The sequence below is a fragment of the Wolbachia endosymbiont (group B) of Hofmannophila pseudospretella genome (assembly GCF_964028515.1).
GTDB lineage: Bacteria > Pseudomonadota > Alphaproteobacteria > Rickettsiales > Anaplasmataceae > Wolbachia.
Genome location: NZ_OZ034788.1, coordinates 590,104 through 609,489 on the forward strand (window position 1 = coordinate 590,104; position 19,386 = coordinate 609,489).

At 34.5% G+C, this 19,386-nt stretch carries 11 protein-coding genes and 1 pseudogene; 3 read left to right on the top strand and 9 right to left on the bottom strand.

Annotated features, from left to right (window positions below):
- Positions 1-73 precede the first annotated feature (73 nt).
- The 3 genes from nuoE to ABWU24_RS02780 all read left to right on the top strand — a co-directional run bounded on the left by nuoE (position 74) and on the right by ABWU24_RS02780 (position 2,207).
- Positions 74-574 carry an NADH-quinone oxidoreductase subunit NuoE gene (nuoE, locus tag ABWU24_RS02770; RefSeq protein ID WP_015587891.1) on the top strand — a complete coding sequence of 167 codons (501 nt, stop codon included), beginning with the start codon at positions 74-76 and terminating at the stop codon, positions 572-574.
- Positions 575-1,786: a tRNA guanosine(34) transglycosylase Tgt gene (tgt, locus tag ABWU24_RS02775; RefSeq protein WP_015587892.1), complete on the top strand. Its 1,212-nt coding sequence runs from the start codon at positions 575-577 to the stop codon at positions 1,784-1,786.
- 103 nt (positions 1,787-1,889) lie between these two features.
- Complete coding sequence (locus ABWU24_RS02780) at positions 1,890-2,207, top strand: hypothetical protein (RefSeq protein WP_015587893.1); 318 nt, start codon at positions 1,890-1,892, stop codon at positions 2,205-2,207.
- On the opposite strand, the gene ABWU24_RS02785 is transcribed toward ABWU24_RS02780, so the two are convergent.
- The 9 genes and pseudogenes from ABWU24_RS02785 to ABWU24_RS02825 all read right to left on the bottom strand — a co-directional run bounded on the left by ABWU24_RS02785 (position 2,204) and on the right by ABWU24_RS02825 (position 19,384).
- Positions 2,204-3,478, bottom strand: a complete 1,275-nt coding sequence (locus tag ABWU24_RS02785) for a M16 family metallopeptidase (protein ID WP_353274397.1) — start codon at positions 3,476-3,478, stop codon at positions 2,204-2,206. The two genes, ABWU24_RS02780 and ABWU24_RS02785, sit on opposite strands and share 4 nt — an antisense overlap.
- A gap of 1 nt (position 3,479) precedes the next feature.
- Positions 3,480-4,088: a superoxide dismutase gene (locus ABWU24_RS02790; RefSeq protein WP_015587895.1), complete on the bottom strand. Its 609-nt coding sequence runs from the start codon at positions 4,086-4,088 to the stop codon at positions 3,480-3,482.
- Between the two features lie 446 nt (positions 4,089-4,534).
- Complete coding sequence (rsmD, locus tag ABWU24_RS02795; RefSeq protein WP_015587896.1) at positions 4,535-5,083, bottom strand: 16S rRNA (guanine(966)-N(2))-methyltransferase RsmD; 549 nt, start codon at positions 5,081-5,083, stop codon at positions 4,535-4,537.
- Positions 5,084-5,187: 104 nt separating this feature from the next.
- Complete coding sequence (locus tag ABWU24_RS02800; protein ID WP_135353014.1) at positions 5,188-5,817, bottom strand: hypothetical protein; 630 nt, start codon at positions 5,815-5,817, stop codon at positions 5,188-5,190.
- Positions 5,801-9,037 (bottom strand): type IV secretion system protein, encoded by a 3,237-nt coding sequence (locus ABWU24_RS02805; RefSeq protein ID WP_341815478.1) that lies wholly within the window; start codon positions 9,035-9,037, stop codon positions 5,801-5,803. Before ABWU24_RS02805 ends, ABWU24_RS02800 begins: the two co-directional genes overlap by 17 nt.
- A gap of 81 nt (positions 9,038-9,118) precedes the next feature.
- Positions 9,119-12,023: pseudogene (locus ABWU24_RS02810) on the bottom strand (type IV secretion system protein).
- Entirely contained in the window at positions 12,020-14,440 is a 2,421-nt protein-coding gene (locus ABWU24_RS02815; protein ID WP_341815479.1) for a type IV secretion system protein, read from the bottom strand. The pseudogene ABWU24_RS02810 and the gene ABWU24_RS02815 overlap by 4 nt, the downstream one beginning before the upstream one ends.
- Positions 14,441-14,457: 17 nt before the next feature.
- Positions 14,458-16,986 carry a type IV secretion system protein gene (locus ABWU24_RS02820; protein ID WP_341815480.1) on the bottom strand — a complete coding sequence of 843 codons (2,529 nt, stop codon included), beginning with the start codon at positions 16,984-16,986 and terminating at the stop codon, positions 14,458-14,460.
- Positions 16,979-19,384, bottom strand: a complete 2,406-nt coding sequence (locus tag ABWU24_RS02825; RefSeq protein WP_341815481.1) for a VirB4 family type IV secretion/conjugal transfer ATPase — start codon at positions 19,382-19,384, stop codon at positions 16,979-16,981. Before ABWU24_RS02825 ends, ABWU24_RS02820 begins: the two co-directional genes overlap by 8 nt.
- Between the last annotated feature and the right edge of the window lie 2 nt (positions 19,385-19,386).

The following is a 19,386-nucleotide window of genomic DNA, read 5'->3' on the forward strand; positions in this document are numbered from 1 at the left end:
GCTCAAAAAACCAACAATTGCAATTGTTAACTCTTCAAGTATAATTTGTTGAGATTTACAAGAGACTTATTAGATGAAAGAGAAAGAAGAGGAGTTTAGTTTTACATCAGATAACCTGAAGAAAGCGAAAAAGTCTATAGAGATGTATCCTAAAGGTAGAGAAGGTAGTGCTGTTATGCCTTTACTGTATCTGATTCAAGAGCAATGCGGATGGGTTTCTGAATCTGCTATGCGTTATGTTGCTGATATGCTGCATATTCCACATATTCGTGTATACGAAGTGGCAAATTTTTACACCATGTATAATTTAAAACCAGTAGGTAAATATCTGATACAAGTTTGTAGAACAACTCCTTGCTGGTTATGTAATAGCGAGGAAGTTTTAAGTACCTTTAAAAAGAAGCTTGGGATCAATATCGGTGAAACCACTAAAGATAATCTATTTACTTTAAAGGAAGTTGAATGTCTTGGTGCATGCGTTAATGCCCCTGTGGTGCAGATCAATAATGACTTTTATGAACACCTCACTCCTGAAAAAGTAGAAAATATCATAGCAGAGCTTTCAAGCAAATAGATGGAAAAGTTTTCGTTTAGGATAACCAAGCAATCAGGTTCTGCAAGAGTTGGCACAATTAAAACTCCAAATGGAAATATAGAAACACCAGCATTTATATTTTGTGCAACCAAAGCTGCAATTAAAGCTGCAGATATTGAGAGAATCAGGGAAGCAGGTACTCAGATAATACTTTCCAACACTTACCACCTAATGCTCCAACCAGGAGAAGATACCGTAGCAAAACTTGGTGGATTGCACAAGATGATGGGATGGAGTGGACCAATGCTCACTGATTCTGGTGGATACCAGATATTTAGTTTAGGACACGGGTCAGTTTCAGAAGAAATAAAGGGAATAAGACAGAAACAAAAAACTCTGATCAAAATTAACGAAGATGGGGCAATTTTTCGTTCTTACATAAATGGTAAAACTTATTGTCTAACTCCTGAAAAGTCTATACAAATTCAACAAAAATTAGGTGCAGATTTAATCCTAGTTTTAGATGAATGTACTCCATTCCATGTCAGTAAAGAATACACAAAAAAATCAATGCTCATGAGCCACAGATGGGCTGAACGTTCTTTAAATGAGTTTGAAAAAAATAATGATGGCAAACAGGCGCTGTATGGAATTAGCCAAGGCGGAGTGTATCAAGATTTACGTGGAGAAAGTTGTGACTTTATCAACAATTTGCCATTTTTTGGTCAAGCAATAGGTGGATCGCTTGGTCAGAGTAAAGAGCAGATGTATGACGTAGTTTCCTTTACTATGGAACGTTTAAAAAAAGAGAGGCCTACTCATTTGCTTGGTATCGGTGGAATTGTGGACATTTTTCGTGGAGTAGAGCTTGGTGTTGACACATTTGATTGTGTGCATCCAACTCGCCTCGCAAGACATGGTGGCGCACTTGTTAAAGTAAAAAACAGAGATTCTATTTCTTCAAAGCGTAAAGAGCATATTAATTTGCGAAATCAACGATTCGAACTAGATGATAACCCAATTGAAAATGACTGTTTGTGCTTTACTTGCAGAAAACATTCAAGAGCCTATATACACCATTTACTAAAAGCGAAGGAATTGCTGGCTTACACACTCGTTACCATTCACAATGTTTTCTTCATGAATAAGTTGATGGAATCAATAAGACAAGCAATATTGAATGATAGGCTAGATCAGGAAAAAAATAATTGGATTAGTGAAATACCGCTGCATTGTGAATTATATACCTAGTTCATATTTTGCACATGTGCGTTGCATTTTTTAATCTTCCTTAAAAACTTGACAGTACCGCATATATACGGGTATACTAGAAATATAATTTTGTGAGGCATTTATGGTTAAAAGTAAAGAAAAACATCAAATAGCGTTTTGCGTTTCAGCCTTTACACTCTTAGCTGGTTTATCATTGATCGCAACTGGAATTGCAGTAGGTACTGTACCTGCTATAGCTTCTTGTTTAGTGACAGGAGGAATTTTAACTGCCTTGTCTATTGTGCAATCAGTAGAAAGCTATTTATTTTTACAAAACAGCGAAAAAACTTTCAATAAAATGATTAGTGGTATACACTATGGATCAGAAAGCAAACTTTTTATAGAAAGGATTTTGCAACCATTCATTGAACTTTTTAGTGAGCATAAGCAACATAACTAAAGTACACTAAGCATAGAAACCACTTTATCGTAACTTGGCAGTGAATTAATTTCTCCAATCGCAGCTAAAGTAATTTTTTCATGCTGAGATAGCAATTCTTCTGCTGCTTTTTTTATATCGTAAATAGTAACAGCACTAATTTTTTCTATTAATTCGTTTTTACTGATGTGTTTATTATAGTTGCCGTAGTAATGTCCTAACGTTTCAGCACGCGAGCTAACACTTTCGCGTGACATTAAAATTTGGGATTTTACTCGCTCTTTTACTCTATTTACTTCTTCTTCCTTCAGATCGTCTGTGGACAATTTCTTTAGCTCTGTCGTTATGGATTTTAAAAGCTTATCTAGATTACTACTATCTGTACCGGCAAAAATGGAGAGCATTCCTGTATCAGCATAACTAGAGTTGAATGAGTAAATGGAGTAAGCAAGACCCTGCTTTTCTCTTACTTCCTGAAATAGGCGTGATGACATTCCGCTTCCCAGTATGGCATCAAGAACTTTGAATGTGTGATATCTATTATCATCACGAGAAACACTAGGTAGACCAATTAATAAATGTACTTGATCTAATTTACGATGTTCTAAATACTCACCACCGGTATAACTTGCATTCTCGCTTTTTTTCAGCTCTCTTGAATGAATCTTTGAGAGAAAGTCTTTGATTAATTGAACAACTTCCTCATGTTCAACATTTCCTGCAACAGCAAATATAATGTTCTCGCCAAAGTAATGCTCATTTATGTAGTTATCTAGATTAGCTCGGGTAAAAGATTTGACAGTATCTTGCGTGCCCAAGATTGATCTACCAAATGGTTGATCTTTATAAGCTGCTTCAAAATACTTATCAAAAATGATATCGCTCGGTGAATCATTAGTTTGAAAAATCTCTTGTATTACAACGCCCTTTTCGCGTTCCAATTCATCCTCTGGAAATATAGAATTCATTAATATATCTATTAATATATCAATGCCAGTCTTTATATCTTTTTTAAGAACCTTTGCGTAATAACTTGTACTTTCTCTACCGGTGCAGGCATTGAAAGCTCCACCTATGTCGTCAAAAGCTTTTGCAATTTCAAAAGCAGTTCTTGTCTTTGTTCCTTTGAAAGCCATGTGTTCTAGGAAATGAGATATTCCATTTTGACTTGCACTTTCAGCTCTACTGCCAACACCAACTCGTATATTTAAAGCTACAGAATCAACATCATGCACTCGCTCAGTTATTATGCGCAGACCATTATCTAATTTTGTTACCTGTGGTACATTCATTTTATATACTCTTTTTTAAATTCTCTTCTGCAAAACCCCAATTGATCAAATGATCAAGAAAAACTTTTATATAGTCAATTCTACGATTTTGGCAATCCAAATAGTATGCATGCTCCCACACATCCATAGTAAGCAGCGGTACTTGATCATAAATTAGCGGCAAGTCCGCATTTGGAGTTTTAGTGATTTTGAGTTTTCCTTTTTCAAGCACTAACCACACCCATCCACTACCAAATTGGCTTACTCCATAATTTGAAAATTCTTCACAAAATTTATCAAAGCCACCAATATCATCTTGAATTTTTTTTGCTAGAAGACCATCATCTTGAGGCTTACCACCACCATTCTTTTTCATTGAATTCCAATAAAAAGTGTGATTCCAAACTTGTGCTGCATTGTTAAAAATAGGAACTGTATTATTATTTCCATGAACTTTCGTTACTAATTCCTCAATTTCCATATGTTGATAATCTGTGTTTTCAACCAGTTCGTTGAGTTTATTTAAATATCCCTTATGGTGCTTATCATAATGAAAATCTAATGTCTTTACAGATATATAAGGCTCTAAAGCTGCTTTATCATACGGCAACTCAGGTAAAGTAAAACTCATGCTGACCTCTTTATTTTCGATGGTATGGTAATATGTGCTTTTGCGCAACAGATAATTTAGTTAGGTAGTGATTGCATTTATTCTAAAACAAGCGATATTAGTAAGATAATTATGTTTTTATTTTAGAGGGGTAATATGTCAAGTTTATTCAAGAATTTTAGTAGATATGCTAAGTTCGGAGATATTCCTAGAAAAAGCGTTGGATATTGTGGTAACGAAGTTTCACAAAATAGTTTCTATAAGTCCGTTTATTAATAACCTCACTGTTTTGTAATTGGATAAAAGTAAGATTTAAATCCGATTGAGAAGTTCTGGTTTGCCATTAAGCATGTCATAAGAAAAGTGCTGCCAAGCTTTTGGCCCAATATTAATTCGGCTATTGATTTTTTCTTTCAGTCCTCGGAAAAATCTTACTTAGCTTAGCTATAGATGTTTACAAAAGAAATTCAAGTGAGTGAAGAAAGAAAAATTATTTTTGCAATACCGTAGGTACGCTCCACAATTATATTGAAGTTTTTATTGCACTCAAAACCTTCATTTTTCCTCATTTCTAGAATTATTAACGCATTATCATTTAACCAGCCTGAGTGAGCTAATTCGTCTAAAGTTGAGTTAACCAGATTGATATTATAAGGTGGGTCCATAAAAACTATATCGCACTTTGAAATAGGTCTTGGTAATCCGTTAGCATTGCAACAAATTAACGTGATATCGTTCGTAATTCCAAGATCTTCTGCGGTTTTTTTAGGCAGTTGCAAATTGTAATAATCTGAATCTACCATGAATGCATGTTTAGCACCTCGAGAAAGTGCTTCAAATGAAAAAGAGCCACTTCCGCAGAATAAATCAAGTACATTTAGGTTATAAATAGGTTTTCTTGAAGAAAGTATACTAAATATTGCTTCTCGGACACTACTCATAGTGGGCCGTGCAGCTAAATTCTTGCCTGTAGTTATTTTTCTTCCACGATATTTACCCGCAATAACACGTAACATATAAAACAAGTTCGAAGTTAACTAATTATTTATAATACACATTTAATGTCAACATAGCTTCAGCAGTCTAATAGAAAGAAGGTTGCTTGTGGAGAAACGCAAGATCAATCGCTTTTCTTTGATTTATTTTCTATACTGATTGCACGACCAATCTCATCTTGTAAATCATCATGGTTGTTTTTTTCATCATGACCCATCCCTTCAATTCTACTTTCTAACTCTAACTTAATTAGAGTATTGATTTTCTCTATATTATCGAGGAAGTTTTTACATTCTTCATCACTATATTCCTCACCAGATGCTTTTTTTTCTATAAATAAACTTTTTAACCCTACTAGATCAAAACTCTGATTGGCATTTAACACAATATTTCTCTCTATAAAACTAAGATCTGATAGTAACAAACTAACCTCTAATAGATCTTCACTTTTAATGTTTACAAGATTATCAAGATTATCTAAAATAGAGAACATCTTAAGCTCCTTTTGTGCAATTTCTTTGTCTTCTTTGTCAAATTCTGACGATAGCCCTTTATCATCTATAAGTCTCTCATTCAGAGCTTTATTTAGCTTTGAAAGATTAACATCACCTTGCTTAGTGCTATCTAGTAACAAATCTACCCTCGCTCTGCGCGCATTTAAAACATCATTGTAATCGTTTAACTTGATATTACCATCTTCGTCTTGCTGAAGACCATAATAACTTAGCCCTTTGAAATTACGATTCTTCATCATTCTCTATGTTCTCATTCCTTTCATTATCTTGACGCTCTCTATCTTCTCCGGCACGTATAGCTTCTGTAGTGTTTTTTAAATTTTCTGGTTCCGTGCCTAATTTTCGCGCTACTCTATTTGATTGGTCAGGCTTATTTTCTTTTGATGATTCACCCTCTTCTTTTGGTTCTTTTGTACGTCCAATAGTGTAATCATGAAGCCTTTCCAAGAACTCACGTCTGTGCGTTTTTGCTCTATAAAGCAAATTATGCTGATAACCATCCTTTTCTCCTTTAGCAGGGTTAATTCCTATAGAGTCGAGACCATGTTCCCAAGCAAACTTCATAGCATCTTCTATTGTATAGCCCAAATGTGATCCTACATATCCTTTATAATATTCTAAATATTTATCAATTCTTCTATGTGCAATATCTTCTTTATCAATTCCAAACGCCCTGTAGATTTTTTCCTCAAGCTTATCAACATCATTTTTAGGTGATGTTGCAAATTTTGTTGCTTCAATAGTAGCACCTACAAGCTTACGTGGTACATTAATAGCATATTTCAGCACACCCCCAACTCCTGGTATTCTACCTAGCAAATTAGCTGTACCTCCAGCTAATCTGTCCGGTACATGAGTAGCCCAATCACCTAAAGACTCTAACTTTCCGCCAGCAAAGTTCTGCCACTGCTGCTTTAATCCATCTGTAACACTAGCTAAAGGTGATGCTTGATACATACTAGATATACTGTAAACACTAAACCCACCACCGGCAATGCTTGAGCCCATCTGTTGTACAAACTCCTTTAAAGAAAACATCAAAAACGAAAGCAAGAACAGCATAAAGATCTCTCCTGCGTTGATTAAATAACCTCTCTGTATGTCCTGTACCCTTTGGTAATCGCTATTTTCTTGATAGTTTTGATTTATATCATAAAAATTCTCTGATTGGCAGCTTACACTTTGCGTAATTACACCTTGCACTAAAGACTTTATTTCACTTTTTGAATTTGATTGAATGATACCCTTTTTGTAATCGTCTATTATTTTCTCATAATTCCTGCATTCTTCTTCATGCTGTTGAGATTGACAATAACGCCTTTTTATCTTACCATTTATATTATCTATCAACAATAAGATATCAGCCTTTTCTGATGCATGTAATAAACTATTCGTTAGACGCACTAGATCTTTTTCACTACAATTAGCATCAACTACTATATCACTTTCTGCTATATAATGGTCTGCTGGATTTTTCTCAGTACCAGGCACTGGATTAAAGAAAGGGTAATCTATATAACGAAAACCTTTATTAATGTAATTTGGTGGAAGAGGGATATATCCAGCGCCACCAGTAAACTTTACTGTACCACCTATTCTGCTTAGTTTTTCTATACCTTCTATATTCTTATCTACGTTCAACGGAGAAGCCTCCCCGATAGTATAAGGTACAAAAATTTGCCCTGGAGTCCAGCTAAAGTATTCTTTATCAATTATACAAAAACCACCAAATACCCATTTTGGAGCACATAACTTTATTTCAAGCCATTTATTATAGCACACAGTAAAGCCTAACTGTTTATAAAAGGTATTCATTATCATTGCAGCAAGTAATGACAGCAGGGTAAATATCATAATTGATTGCAAACAGAAACTAATACAGAATTTTATCCAACCCTCAAATAGACTTTTCAGTGGTGAAAATAAAATAGAGATTAGGAATAGCGGCATTATAGATACAAGAAAAGCTATACCCATAAAACCAGAAAGGAATATTATGTAAGCATACATACACAGCAGGAAATATAAGACAATCCCTATAAAAATTGCCGGTATCATAAAGAGACTTGCCCACATTTGATAATGTAAAAATGCTGCAAACTTTTTCCAAACAGAGTAAGCAAAAAACTTATTAAACATATCCTCCATGAAGCTAAACAATTTAGCTTCATTTCCTTGAGCAACGTTTGAATTACCTCCGGTGTTCATGTTGGGAGCAAAATTAGTAATTATGCTTATCAATTGTTCAAGACCTTTAACAAATAAAACAAGAAAATGATCATAGAAAAATCTAAAACTTCCAGGAGATATAAGCACTATTACTAGAGTGATTTTCATCATTCTGATGAGCATATCATGCTTAGTTTCTCTTATCATTCCAAAAAGATAAAGAAGCGATGAAATCACTATAAATAGAACAAGCAAGGAAAGAACAAAATTGTGAAAGCTCGTACTTTTTTCAGCTATATTTTGAAACATCGCTTGTGCAGCTGCAGGATCATTGCTATCAAAATGCTTTTTACAATTTTCGTTAATCAATAATACACATTTTAGATAGTTATAAACGTAATCAAAAAATCCAAAGTTACTTGGTTTCTGCACTCCGCTCAAAAATTCAAAAGAGTAGCCACCTGCATTATCTAGATAATATCTATCTAATATCTTTACATATATTTTCCATCCTTTTTCTAACCTCACCGTATTACAATTCCTGTCCTGTAATGTGGTGTTATCTCTGTCTAAAGTAAAAAGCCCACTTCCATCTTCCGCTACGGAATTGTAACCTAGATGTACAGTAGGAGACTCAGGGTTACGCATGGATTTTAAATTTTCGTTAGGACTAGAATCGCTAGGCCTTTTAAATAAAAGATAAGCACCATGGCCGTTAGTAAACCAACATGGAGCACCGCGTTTTTCTCTGTTATCATCTTCACTAATACACTTGCAATTTACAGTACAACTTGCATTAGGATTACTTGAAATTTTTTGTGTACTAGATTTGTAATCATTACAAATTAAGTGAAAGTCAGGCAAACTATTATCGCCCTGTTTACCTTCAAACTTAGTCACATATTTTAGCTGTTCCAAGCTTTGCAAATTATAACTACCTTTAGATTCTTTCTTATTATTATTACTCCAAGATGTCCATGCACCATTTACTCGTACTACTAAACTATCTCCATTGGTTTCAAATCCAGTATCTTTCCACTTCACCACTTGATTAGAGTGAAAACCATAATTAATTTCGCCAGTATCAGGATCTATAATTTCCTGATCTTCCGGAATAAAAGCATCGTGATCTTTTGAAAAATGAGCACCAACTGCAACCGGTTCAGGACCAAAATAATCAGCAGATATGCACCTTGGAAAAGGCATATCATTCTTACTACAACCTGTAACCAGCACACAGATTACCAAAATTAATAACCTAAACCAACATTTGCCTAAGCGTGATTGCATACCTAAACTTTTTCCAATACAGAATAAATTTCTAAAACCTTACTTCAAATATCTTTTTAATTAGTTACTCCATATATCTCATCAATCTTCCTTAACTTGTCCTTTTTTTATCAGAATCCTTTTGCTTATCTTGCTGGCTTAGTGTTTCAGATTTGCTCATTTCTTTGCCAGAACTCCCTTTTTCATCTGCTTGCTTTGGTGTATCAGGCAATTTAGCTTCAATTTTTCCACGATCTTTACTCATTCCCTGCTTGATGTTATGTATCATATTTTGGGTTCTATCATCAAGGCCAACAGTTGACAGCATAGCTTGTGATGCGCTCCTAGCAATATGACTAACACTTTGAGCAACTCCATAACCAGAGCTGAACAACGCCTGCGCCATAGTTTCTGATATGGAAACAAAAGCTTCCATTGCACTAGCAATGATGAGATATATAAATGCCTGGATTAGATCTATAGGTAATGCTGCAAAGTGCCCACCAGCCCTTTCTCCAGTACTGAGCGCAACATCAACACTAGTACCAGGACTATACCCAAGAGGTAATATTGATTTCATAAGACACAGATCATACGATAAAAAATTTACACTAATTAAGCATTGATAGCATGCAGAAAAATTTGTGAGGTTGTATAGAACTGAATACATTAACTGATTTAAAAGAGACAAGGATGAAAATAAAATGACTGGTTGCAATGAAACATGAGCCAGCGTTTTTATCCAATTATCAAATAATGTTTTAGTTTGTTGAAATAGAATAAATACGATAAATAAAGGTGCCAATGACAATAAAAATGCCACTAAAACAGTAGATATTACATACTTAAACGTAGCACTAATAATGCATCTTAAAAACACAAAAGTAGCATAAAGTATTGCCAAAAATGCAATAAAGCCAAAAGGTCCTGATAGCATTAAAGATAAAAATTTCAGCCATGTTTCTCCTGTAAATAATACTCCCGCTGTTAAATCTAAGAATGCAAATTTTTTACCTCCTTCCCCTATATAGCCAGAAAAACTATCAACTAAATAAATGCTACCATCAACAAAAAGCCCAGACAAAGTTGTACCAAAGAATTCCCAACTTCTATCACTAAAAGCAAAAGCTATAAATGCTATTTTGAATATTCTTATAATAAAATCGAATTTACTTAATTGTATTGTTCCAAGCATATAGCCAACAACAGTAAATATAACGTATAGAATAAGCAAAGCTCTTATTCCTTGTAGAAGCCCCTTTCTATATCCTTCATATGGAATTTTAATTCCGTCTTCACCCCCATCTGTTATGAAATCAAAAATCTTGTTTACAGTTGATGAAATAAAATCGTTTATTTTTCTTTTTAAAAATAAATTTACTGTGTATTTGTTATCTTCATAATATTTGGCTTCTTTGTCCGTAATATCATCTTTCTTTACGTTTTCTACATTAATACCAAAGTATATCTTTTTAGACTCTTTATCCTTTAAATGACTTCCATCTATTGCATAATAGACTACATTATCCTCTGTTATTTTATCCAACTTCTCTACTTTTCTGAAATCATTAGTTTCCGGAATAGATGGATCTCCTGGCGGATTATCACCCAAGTACATATACAGTTTTTCACCACTATCGAAGTTACATGATCTAGTCACTGCAACATGATATCCACCTCTATGAAGTTGGTAGTTGCCATTACTTGCTATAGCAAGCATCACACTACTACCATGTAGTATATCTTTTTCATCTATTTTATAATCATGATTTAATTTCAAAGAAAAATGTTCAAAATTATCACCAATTTGCGAACACACATTATCTCCTTTTGCACCCTTTTTCTCTGGAAAACATTGAATACCTTTAGCAGTATTCTGATCATCAAGATCGCCAATTTTTGCAACAAGAGCTTCGGCCCAAGAAATATCTTCTCTGTCCTCTTTGAAGTTTAATTTAGAATTTGATATTAAATTAATGTCAATCTGCTTAGAATCCCTCTTATTTTCTTCAATCTCTTTTAGTTCATCCTCAATACGTTTAAGGTGAGAATACATGTCACATGTATTTCTTTTATCATACTTCTCATACCTTATAGAAGAGACGCAATTCTCCCCTATACCTTTTGCGTTGTAACATATATTCTGATAGTAACAATTAAGCTCATAAGAGCTGTACTTGCTTATCTCATTAAAATCACATTTTTTCCCATTACATAATTTATCCAGTCCTATTTTAGTTCGTCGTAAATCTAACAATGCACCATTTATCCATGAATTTTGAATATAATCCTTATTAAAATGTACCTTATTATCATATGGAGTGTAGCCATTACCAACTAGCACTCTTCTTTCTTCTATGTTCTCTTTATTAATCTTAGGAAATTCTACTTTAGTCCTCTTACCACTTTCTCCACAAAAGAATGTTCCTCCACCAAACATGTCTTTTATTGTAACTTTATCTTTTTCATCCCCTCTTTCAGAGCTATAACAATTGCCATCAAAACTGATTCCTTTTCCTTGTGGATTGTCATAATCAATCGTTATCTCTCTGGGAATTAAGCTAAAGCTTAACTTATCACCAGGATTTGCTTTAATTCCAGTATCTACATAACGTCTATTGCTATAGAATTCATTATTTCCAAAGCCTATATCCCCACATATTTCTCGTTCATCAAGACTAGCATTATCAATTAACTTATTACTGTAATTTGGTATTAAATCATTAGTACAAAATACAGCGGGCACAAGTACTCTCTTTGGATTTTTCCCTTCTTTAAGAGGACAAAAATTTACTGACCCACCAAGAGTAATTTTGATTTTCTCATCCTTGCTAATTACTTGACCAGAATCAACCCAATGAATTTTAACTCCTTCGCCACCTTCACGAACTGGAACATCTATACTGACACTAGTATTTCTGCTCTGCAACCCAGGTTCAACACAATCCATTGTGCAGCCAGTAATTACAAGACATAGTATCAATAATAATGATTTTCTGCTCATCATTGATTTCCTGTGTTTGTCGGTATTTTAGGTGCTGATCTTTGAGCTGATTGTGGTATTTGAGGTCTTCGACTTGGTGTACCAGATTGCTGACCTGCTCTTCTTTGGATACTTTGTTCATCTAAACCTACTGTTCCCATTAAGCTTTGCTGATATTGCCTTCCTGGTTCGCTTGCTACATAAACACCAAACAGCGAATCAGATATTGTTGAAGATGCCTCAACTAAAGCTTTCATGGCATGTCCCAAAATCACAAAAGCCATCATAGCTGTGATGTTAGGTGCATGTTTGGAAGCATAACCATAAAGAATACAAGGATTAAAAATCTTTAAGTTAAGATTAAGTATACATGTAGGGCAGACCTCAAAATTAAAGACCGAATACACAATATAATCCATAACCTGGCTTATTAATGATATAAAAATTAAAAGCACTACCGGATGAATTGCAAATCTTGCTAAATTTTTGACCCAATTGTGAAACATCTGTCTAGTATATCCAAATAGAAGGCAAATAATAAAAAGAGGCGCCAAGGAAAGCAATAATGCAACTATTGCTATAGATGTGATAAAAGAAAATAAGGCGTTAAACATCGATAAGCTCACTGTTATCAAACCCCAAATCACCAAGCAAAACGATACGATACCCAAAGGACCAGAGAATATAAGAGATATTATTAGTAACACTGAGTGTGCTGATAAAAACCTATTGAGCGGTAAATCAAGAAATTCAAAAACATTTGATGTTGTACCTCCGAAATTTGCTATTTCTATTAACTGTTTTGGAGCATTAACAAAAATAGAAAATGCATTGTTATAAAAAAAACTCCAACTGTTATCGTTCAGCAATTGGGTAATAACTCCTATCTTTACACATATAATTAAAAATTCATATATAGAAGCATGAGATAATCCAAAAAAGTAATAAAGGGTGTATAAAACTATATATAATACTAATAACGACACTATTGTAGATCTGATGGTATTTGTTCTATTTGATGCTACAAAACTTTGATAAAGAGACTTCACAGGGCTAGTATCAGAGTGAATCGCGTTAGTGTCTTTGTAGCTAGAACCGAAAAATGCAGTTTTTACTTTTTCATCAAAAAAATTATATATCGCACTAAAAGTTCTTACAGGTGGCTCTTTAGTTGTAAGGTTAATGCTAAATTGACCTTCATTTTTCTTATAATCACACCCATGATCTCTTATTCCGTAATATATAGTGCCACTCTTGTCCTTTAGCTTTTCTTTTAAGCCTTCCATATATTGAGTATTATAAACTTTGCTAATGTCTACAGGTATATCTCCCTGAGTTTCATCAGGGTTGTGCTCGGGAAATTTGTCAGAAACATGTATATATAAGCTTTTTTCTAAATTAGGGATTTTTGTTACTCTTATGTTGAAACCACCTTTATCTCTGCTATCACCCAACTTGAAAATTAACTTTGATGTTTGATGGTCATTACTTATCTTGTGATCACAATTAGTACATAAACCACCACTAGGAATGTGTTCAAGATTTTCACCATCCATAGAAACATTTAAGAATGGAACATCAGTTTTTACTTCTGCATTCTTTAAAACATTATCAATAATCTCAGTATTAACAGATTTGCCACTAGAGTTAGTTGAAGCGTTAGTAATGGATCTAAATATTTCATCTTCTATATCATTGTATTCAACATGCACACAATTACTGTCACGGCTACCGGAAGAAAACTTACATATCTTTCTACAGAGTAAATTTAAAATGCGCGTATCCATCTTACTTTTCTGATCGCTTGAAAGCTTGCTGCAGTCTATATTTTCTCCCTGCTTTATAGAGTTAATATTTTCAATCTCCTTTCTTTTTTCTTCTTGGTCTGGTTTTGAAAAATCTGAACTCCAGTACTCTTGCCCGGGAAGCCATTCTGCATTGCCTATCATGAGTTTGTTAGGACATATTGTGTACTTGTATTCTCCATTTTGCCATATTGCCTGACATTCATTTTGATTTAAAACATGTGCAAAATACTCCTTCTCTACTTCACCGCAACTCTCGTCAATTTTTTTATAGGTGACCGTGCCATTATCGTTTTTACACATTTTACTTCTAACAACACTAAAGCTTATCGCATCGCCAGCTTTAAGCGCAAACGGTAATGTAACGTTTCTTACTCCAGGTTCAATTGCAAAATCTTTATATTGCGAACAAAAATTAACCTTATTAGGTACTATATTAATCTCTGTTACTTTTATTTTATCCGAAATATAGACTCCAGAATCAACCCATTTCTGCTCTGTTGACACTATATCCAATTTCTCACGCAAGCCTGATGAATCTTCTGGCTTAATACACCCGCACCCAGATAATAAAAAGAGTATCACAAAACTTATGCATAGCTTAACCAAGTTTTGGTTGCTCAAATGTTCAAACATCTGTTACTCACCTGCGCTCACTCTCCACCTGGTTTTATAGATTCACTAGAGGAAGATCCCGATCCCTTATTATCATCTCCACCTCCTCCAATAGCCCCTCTTGCCTTATTTACAGCCGCAGCAGCAACTTGACCAGCACCTCCAGCAGCAGCTTTGGCAGCAGATAAAGCTTTATTCACCATTTGTGCAGGAGTGCTACCTGAACCAAGTGCTGCTCTGTGGTTACCAGCAAGTTCAGCAGCCATACCGGGAAGAACGTTTAAAAAATGGTAAAATAAAAATAGCACCAAACATAACTTCATTAACTCTCCAAGTACAGAGTTACTAAATTCAACATACGCAAAATCAACCAGACCAAGCAGCATACTTTTCTCCCATTTATATTCTTGTAGCATGCACGCTAAAGTATTTGGATTGTTAGTACATTCTCCTCCTTTCAATTTAAACCAATATGTTTTCTTGCCTAGCATTTCAACTTGCTCTTTCTCAAAATTTAGACCTCTATAAAAGATTTTATCACATGCTATGAACATAAAAGATAGAAATGCAAAAAGGATAACTGGGTATAAACTGTAGGTAATTAACTCTTTTAGCCAACCATCAAAATATCCCTTAGTATGTTGAAACAAAACCATAGGAATGAATAAAGGCGATAAGATGATAATTACACTAAGCGCAACTAAAGATAAGATAAATACATAGCACATCCACAAAATAACCATCATCATCAAAATGGCCATAAATATACAGACAAGAGCTACTAAGATCTGTCCACCAGCAAAAATAATACCGATTACCGAACCTGCAACTAATAAGACAGGAGCAGCACCAAGCAAAACCATTAATGTTACAGCACCCCCTGCACCAATTTTACCACCAATTCCATCTAAAGGGGCACCTAAATAGAATAAAATTCTACAATCAAGCCTATCCCAAGGAGCAAGATAGCTGTAAGATATTCTTTTTCCATCTACTTTACGCATGTATTCATAATCTTTGCCTGCTTCGTAATTACATATACCTTTGCTCTCAGATGATGCTTGCAATACTATCTCCGACAAACCATTTGAAAGTTTTGTTAATTCTCCATAATAATGGGACATAGTACTGCCTGTTGTGAAGTAAATCACTAAAGCAAACTTAATAATCAACATGTACATTTCTTGAGGACTGCGAACACCACCAGACATGGCTTTTATAGAGAACAGTATTAAAGCCAAAACTAAGACAGCAGTTACGGTGTTTTTTAGCTTTTTCTGTGCTACAGATAAGAAACTGCCCTTGTTATGTCCATTTTGATCGTTAAGTGGACTGCCACTTGAATCAATACCTGCAACTAAATTATCTAACGATTCCTTAATGCATTGCACTATCATAGAAGTGATGGGAAGAGGAGCTAATGATTTACTCCCTGCCTGATTGTAGCAAGCTTCAGAGACATATGAGCTAAAACAGCCTTTATTGTCGTAACCTACAAAAATTTTTCCTTCTTTTTCCTTATTTCTTATATTAGTTTTATAGTCATTATCACTACCAATAGAAACTTCTTCTTTCCCTGTGCCATCTTTATTTTTGAATATCATCACAGATTTTTCACACATAGGAGCAATTGGATCAGGTGGTAATTCCGTGCATCCTATATCAATTCCTTGCGGCCAAGCAGTTCCAGCTGCCCTAACTTCAGCCAATTCCACACATAACCTACCCATTTTTCTCACTGCCCTGAACGTTGATCCATGTATGTCTTCGCTCTGCCCAGCTTTAAGCACTTTACATTCTAGATCGCCATCAACCTTCGGAGACCATGAACCACTTTCATATCCAGTGTCTTTCTCTCTGATATCAAAGTCTATGTATCCATCTTTCCCCCTGAAATTAAAGTCATTCGTCTTGAAAAGGTTGCCAAATGTTAAAGGATTGCGATGACACACTTCTATGTATTCACTATATTGCACCCCATTTTTTGGCCAGTAGTAGTGTTCCCTATCAACATTAACAACATCCCAGTTAGTAGAATTTAAAATCTCCTTTTCTGTTTGTTTTCCATCTCTTCCTGATCTTTTCTGTAATGCGGAAAAATACTCATCTTCTGTTCGATAATTTTTATCTGTGTCACCACTATAACCTGTGTCTTTTAGTTTAAAATTTTTATATCTCCCATCATTATCGTATGCAACTGGATGCCTAACAAAACTATGCTGACAAACAATAAGTCCCCCCACTGCCTTCCAGACTCCAACAATTGCGGCTATCATTCCAACGATAACAAGAGCAGTAAATAAACCAGCAGAAGAGACAATCAAAACAATACCAGTAAATATTGCACCAATAGCAATTACTATCCCAGCAACTGCTGCAGCTGTTTCAAACGCCTTACAGTCAGGATCAGAGGCACGGCTAAAACTACCAGTAGAATTAAACCTGCTAACAAATTCCGTTTTGTCAGTACCACTTACTGTATCTGCAAACACTGGATATGAGAGTAAAAAATCTATATTTAATAAAAATATCGCAACTAACAGTAATGACAGTTTAGTTTTAAACATTTTTCACCTTTTGATAAAACACAGGCAACCACATCTTTGGATCATCTCCGACTTCTTTCAATATATCATGTAACAATAGGACACTTTCTGCGCGTCCAGATAACACGTTGACCACATCATCCAAATCTTTCAGATCTATTCTAGCTACTACAGCATTAACTCCCTGCTTTACTAAAAAGAATCTAGTACTTGGATCTGTGTGTTTGATCAGTATGTACTCACGTTCAGTTAACATAAAAACATCTCGATAGACACTAGTAGCTTTCAGATTTGGCAAAAAAATTTGTGTTGCTGTCTGCTGTACAAGCGTATCACTAATAGCACTTTTACTTGCATCTTCAACACTCTGAGTAGCAAAAACCACAAAAGCATTTAACTTTCTCAGCACTTTCAACCAGTCTTTTATCTTAGGTGCAAAAACTGGATTATCTATTAACGCCCATGCTTCATCAAGAACAATAATAGATGGAGTGCCATCAAGCGATATACTAATCCTATGAAACAAATAAATCAAGACCGGCCCAAGAGCAACAGGATCTTTTAGCAAGCTAGCCATTTCAAAGCCAAACACTCTTGCTTTTGAAAAATCTAGCAAATCTTCTTTATTGTCAAATATTGCAGCATGAGAGCCATCATCATGCCACATAGATATTGCTCCAGCTAGAGTATCAGGGCCCGCAAGTCCTAAAAATGGTACAAGATTTCTCAAAAATCTGTCTTCTTTTTTTAATTTAAAATTTCCCTCAATTGCATCATTAATTCTAGCAATATCTTCTGAAGTGAATTTATCGTTGTATACTAAAATTAAAGATTTTATCCATTCCATCAAAAATGTTTTATTATCAGGAGTATCGTCAAGTTGCAGAGGATTAAAATTTGTCTTAGTTCTTGGTTCTATTATAGTATAGATACCACCAAGTGCTCTTAAAAAAATTTCTGCACCGCGATCTTTATCAAAAAAGAATATTCTTGGAGAAAATTTCATTGCTTGAGCACATAAAAAATTCATTAAAACAGTTTTGCCAGCACCTGTTGGCCCAATTATCATAGTATGTCCAACATCCCTTATATGAAAGTTGAAGAAAAATGGAGTGCCAGATGTTGTATCAAAAACTGTAACAGCATCTCCCCAGTGGTTATTGAATTTTTTACCAGTAGGATAATTATGTTGAGATGCAAAACCGGCCAAATTAAGACTACTTATTGTACCTTTTCTTACTATATAATCAAAATTACCAGGAATTTGCGCCCAAAATGCTGGTTCTAGATTAACCCTCTCACGAACAGGATAAACACCACAATTAGAAAGCTCCGATTCAACCAATGATAAAGCATTGTCCAATGATTTAGGGCTTTTTTCTATACATAAGATAGTTAAATGGTGTGCACCAAACGCAATTTTACCACTCATTGCATCATCAAGCGCATGAGAAATTTCTGCTATTTGAGAAATAGCTTTATCTGCAGATTGTATCATACGATTTTGCTGTATCTGCATTTTCGCAATTGCCATTTGCCTATTTGTAAATTGAAAAGACTGCGTGATAATAAATTCATAAGGAAGTTGTAAAAAAGAATCAAGCATTCCTGCAGAAGTATTATTTCCATATTCTTTGATACTAACTATTCCAGCATATTTACTTTCATTATGAGTCACAACCTGTATCATCTTATGGCCAAAAAATACCCTATGAACTGGTAAGTATCTTGATATTTCAGTTTTTAGTGGAAAAAGCGTATTTGTAACAAAGCCACAATTTACAATTCTAGATAGAAACTCCATTATTTCACAAAACAGTCCGTTTGGAGTTTCTTTTACTCCAAGGACTTTAGGCGAATAATTCCTAAGGCTTGTTACTATACGATTTGTCGTTTCCTCTAAATCTTCATAGGTATCACGCATATCACTTTCCCAAGCATGTTTTGAAGTTACATGCCCAAATTTTTTCAGTAGATGTGATAAAAATTCTACTCCCTTTGTATCTGCCCTACGAATAATCGTAATGTATAAATCATTAATAAAAGATTGCCTAGTTGCGTGTTTTTCTCTCCATTTTAGATTTACATGGTTAGCAAAAAAATTTGGTAAACTCTGGTTTGCAAATTCATCAGAAAAGATATTCTTCTTACGCCTGATGGTATGAAAGTACAAACTAAATGCTGGAGATGAAATGCTTCTTAGCATCTGATTTCTGATATTATTTTGTATCACCAAGTCTTCATCATCGGCCGTTTCAAACGCAAAGCCATTTAATTTTATAAATTTAACTAACCAATTCTGCTTTGTTATCAAGGTTGTACTATTCCAATAGCAAGAATAAGGTATAAATTCAGCAGCGTGAACCTCTCTACTTAGAATAGATTTATTCTTTGATTGAATAGCTCTAAATCTCAACATTG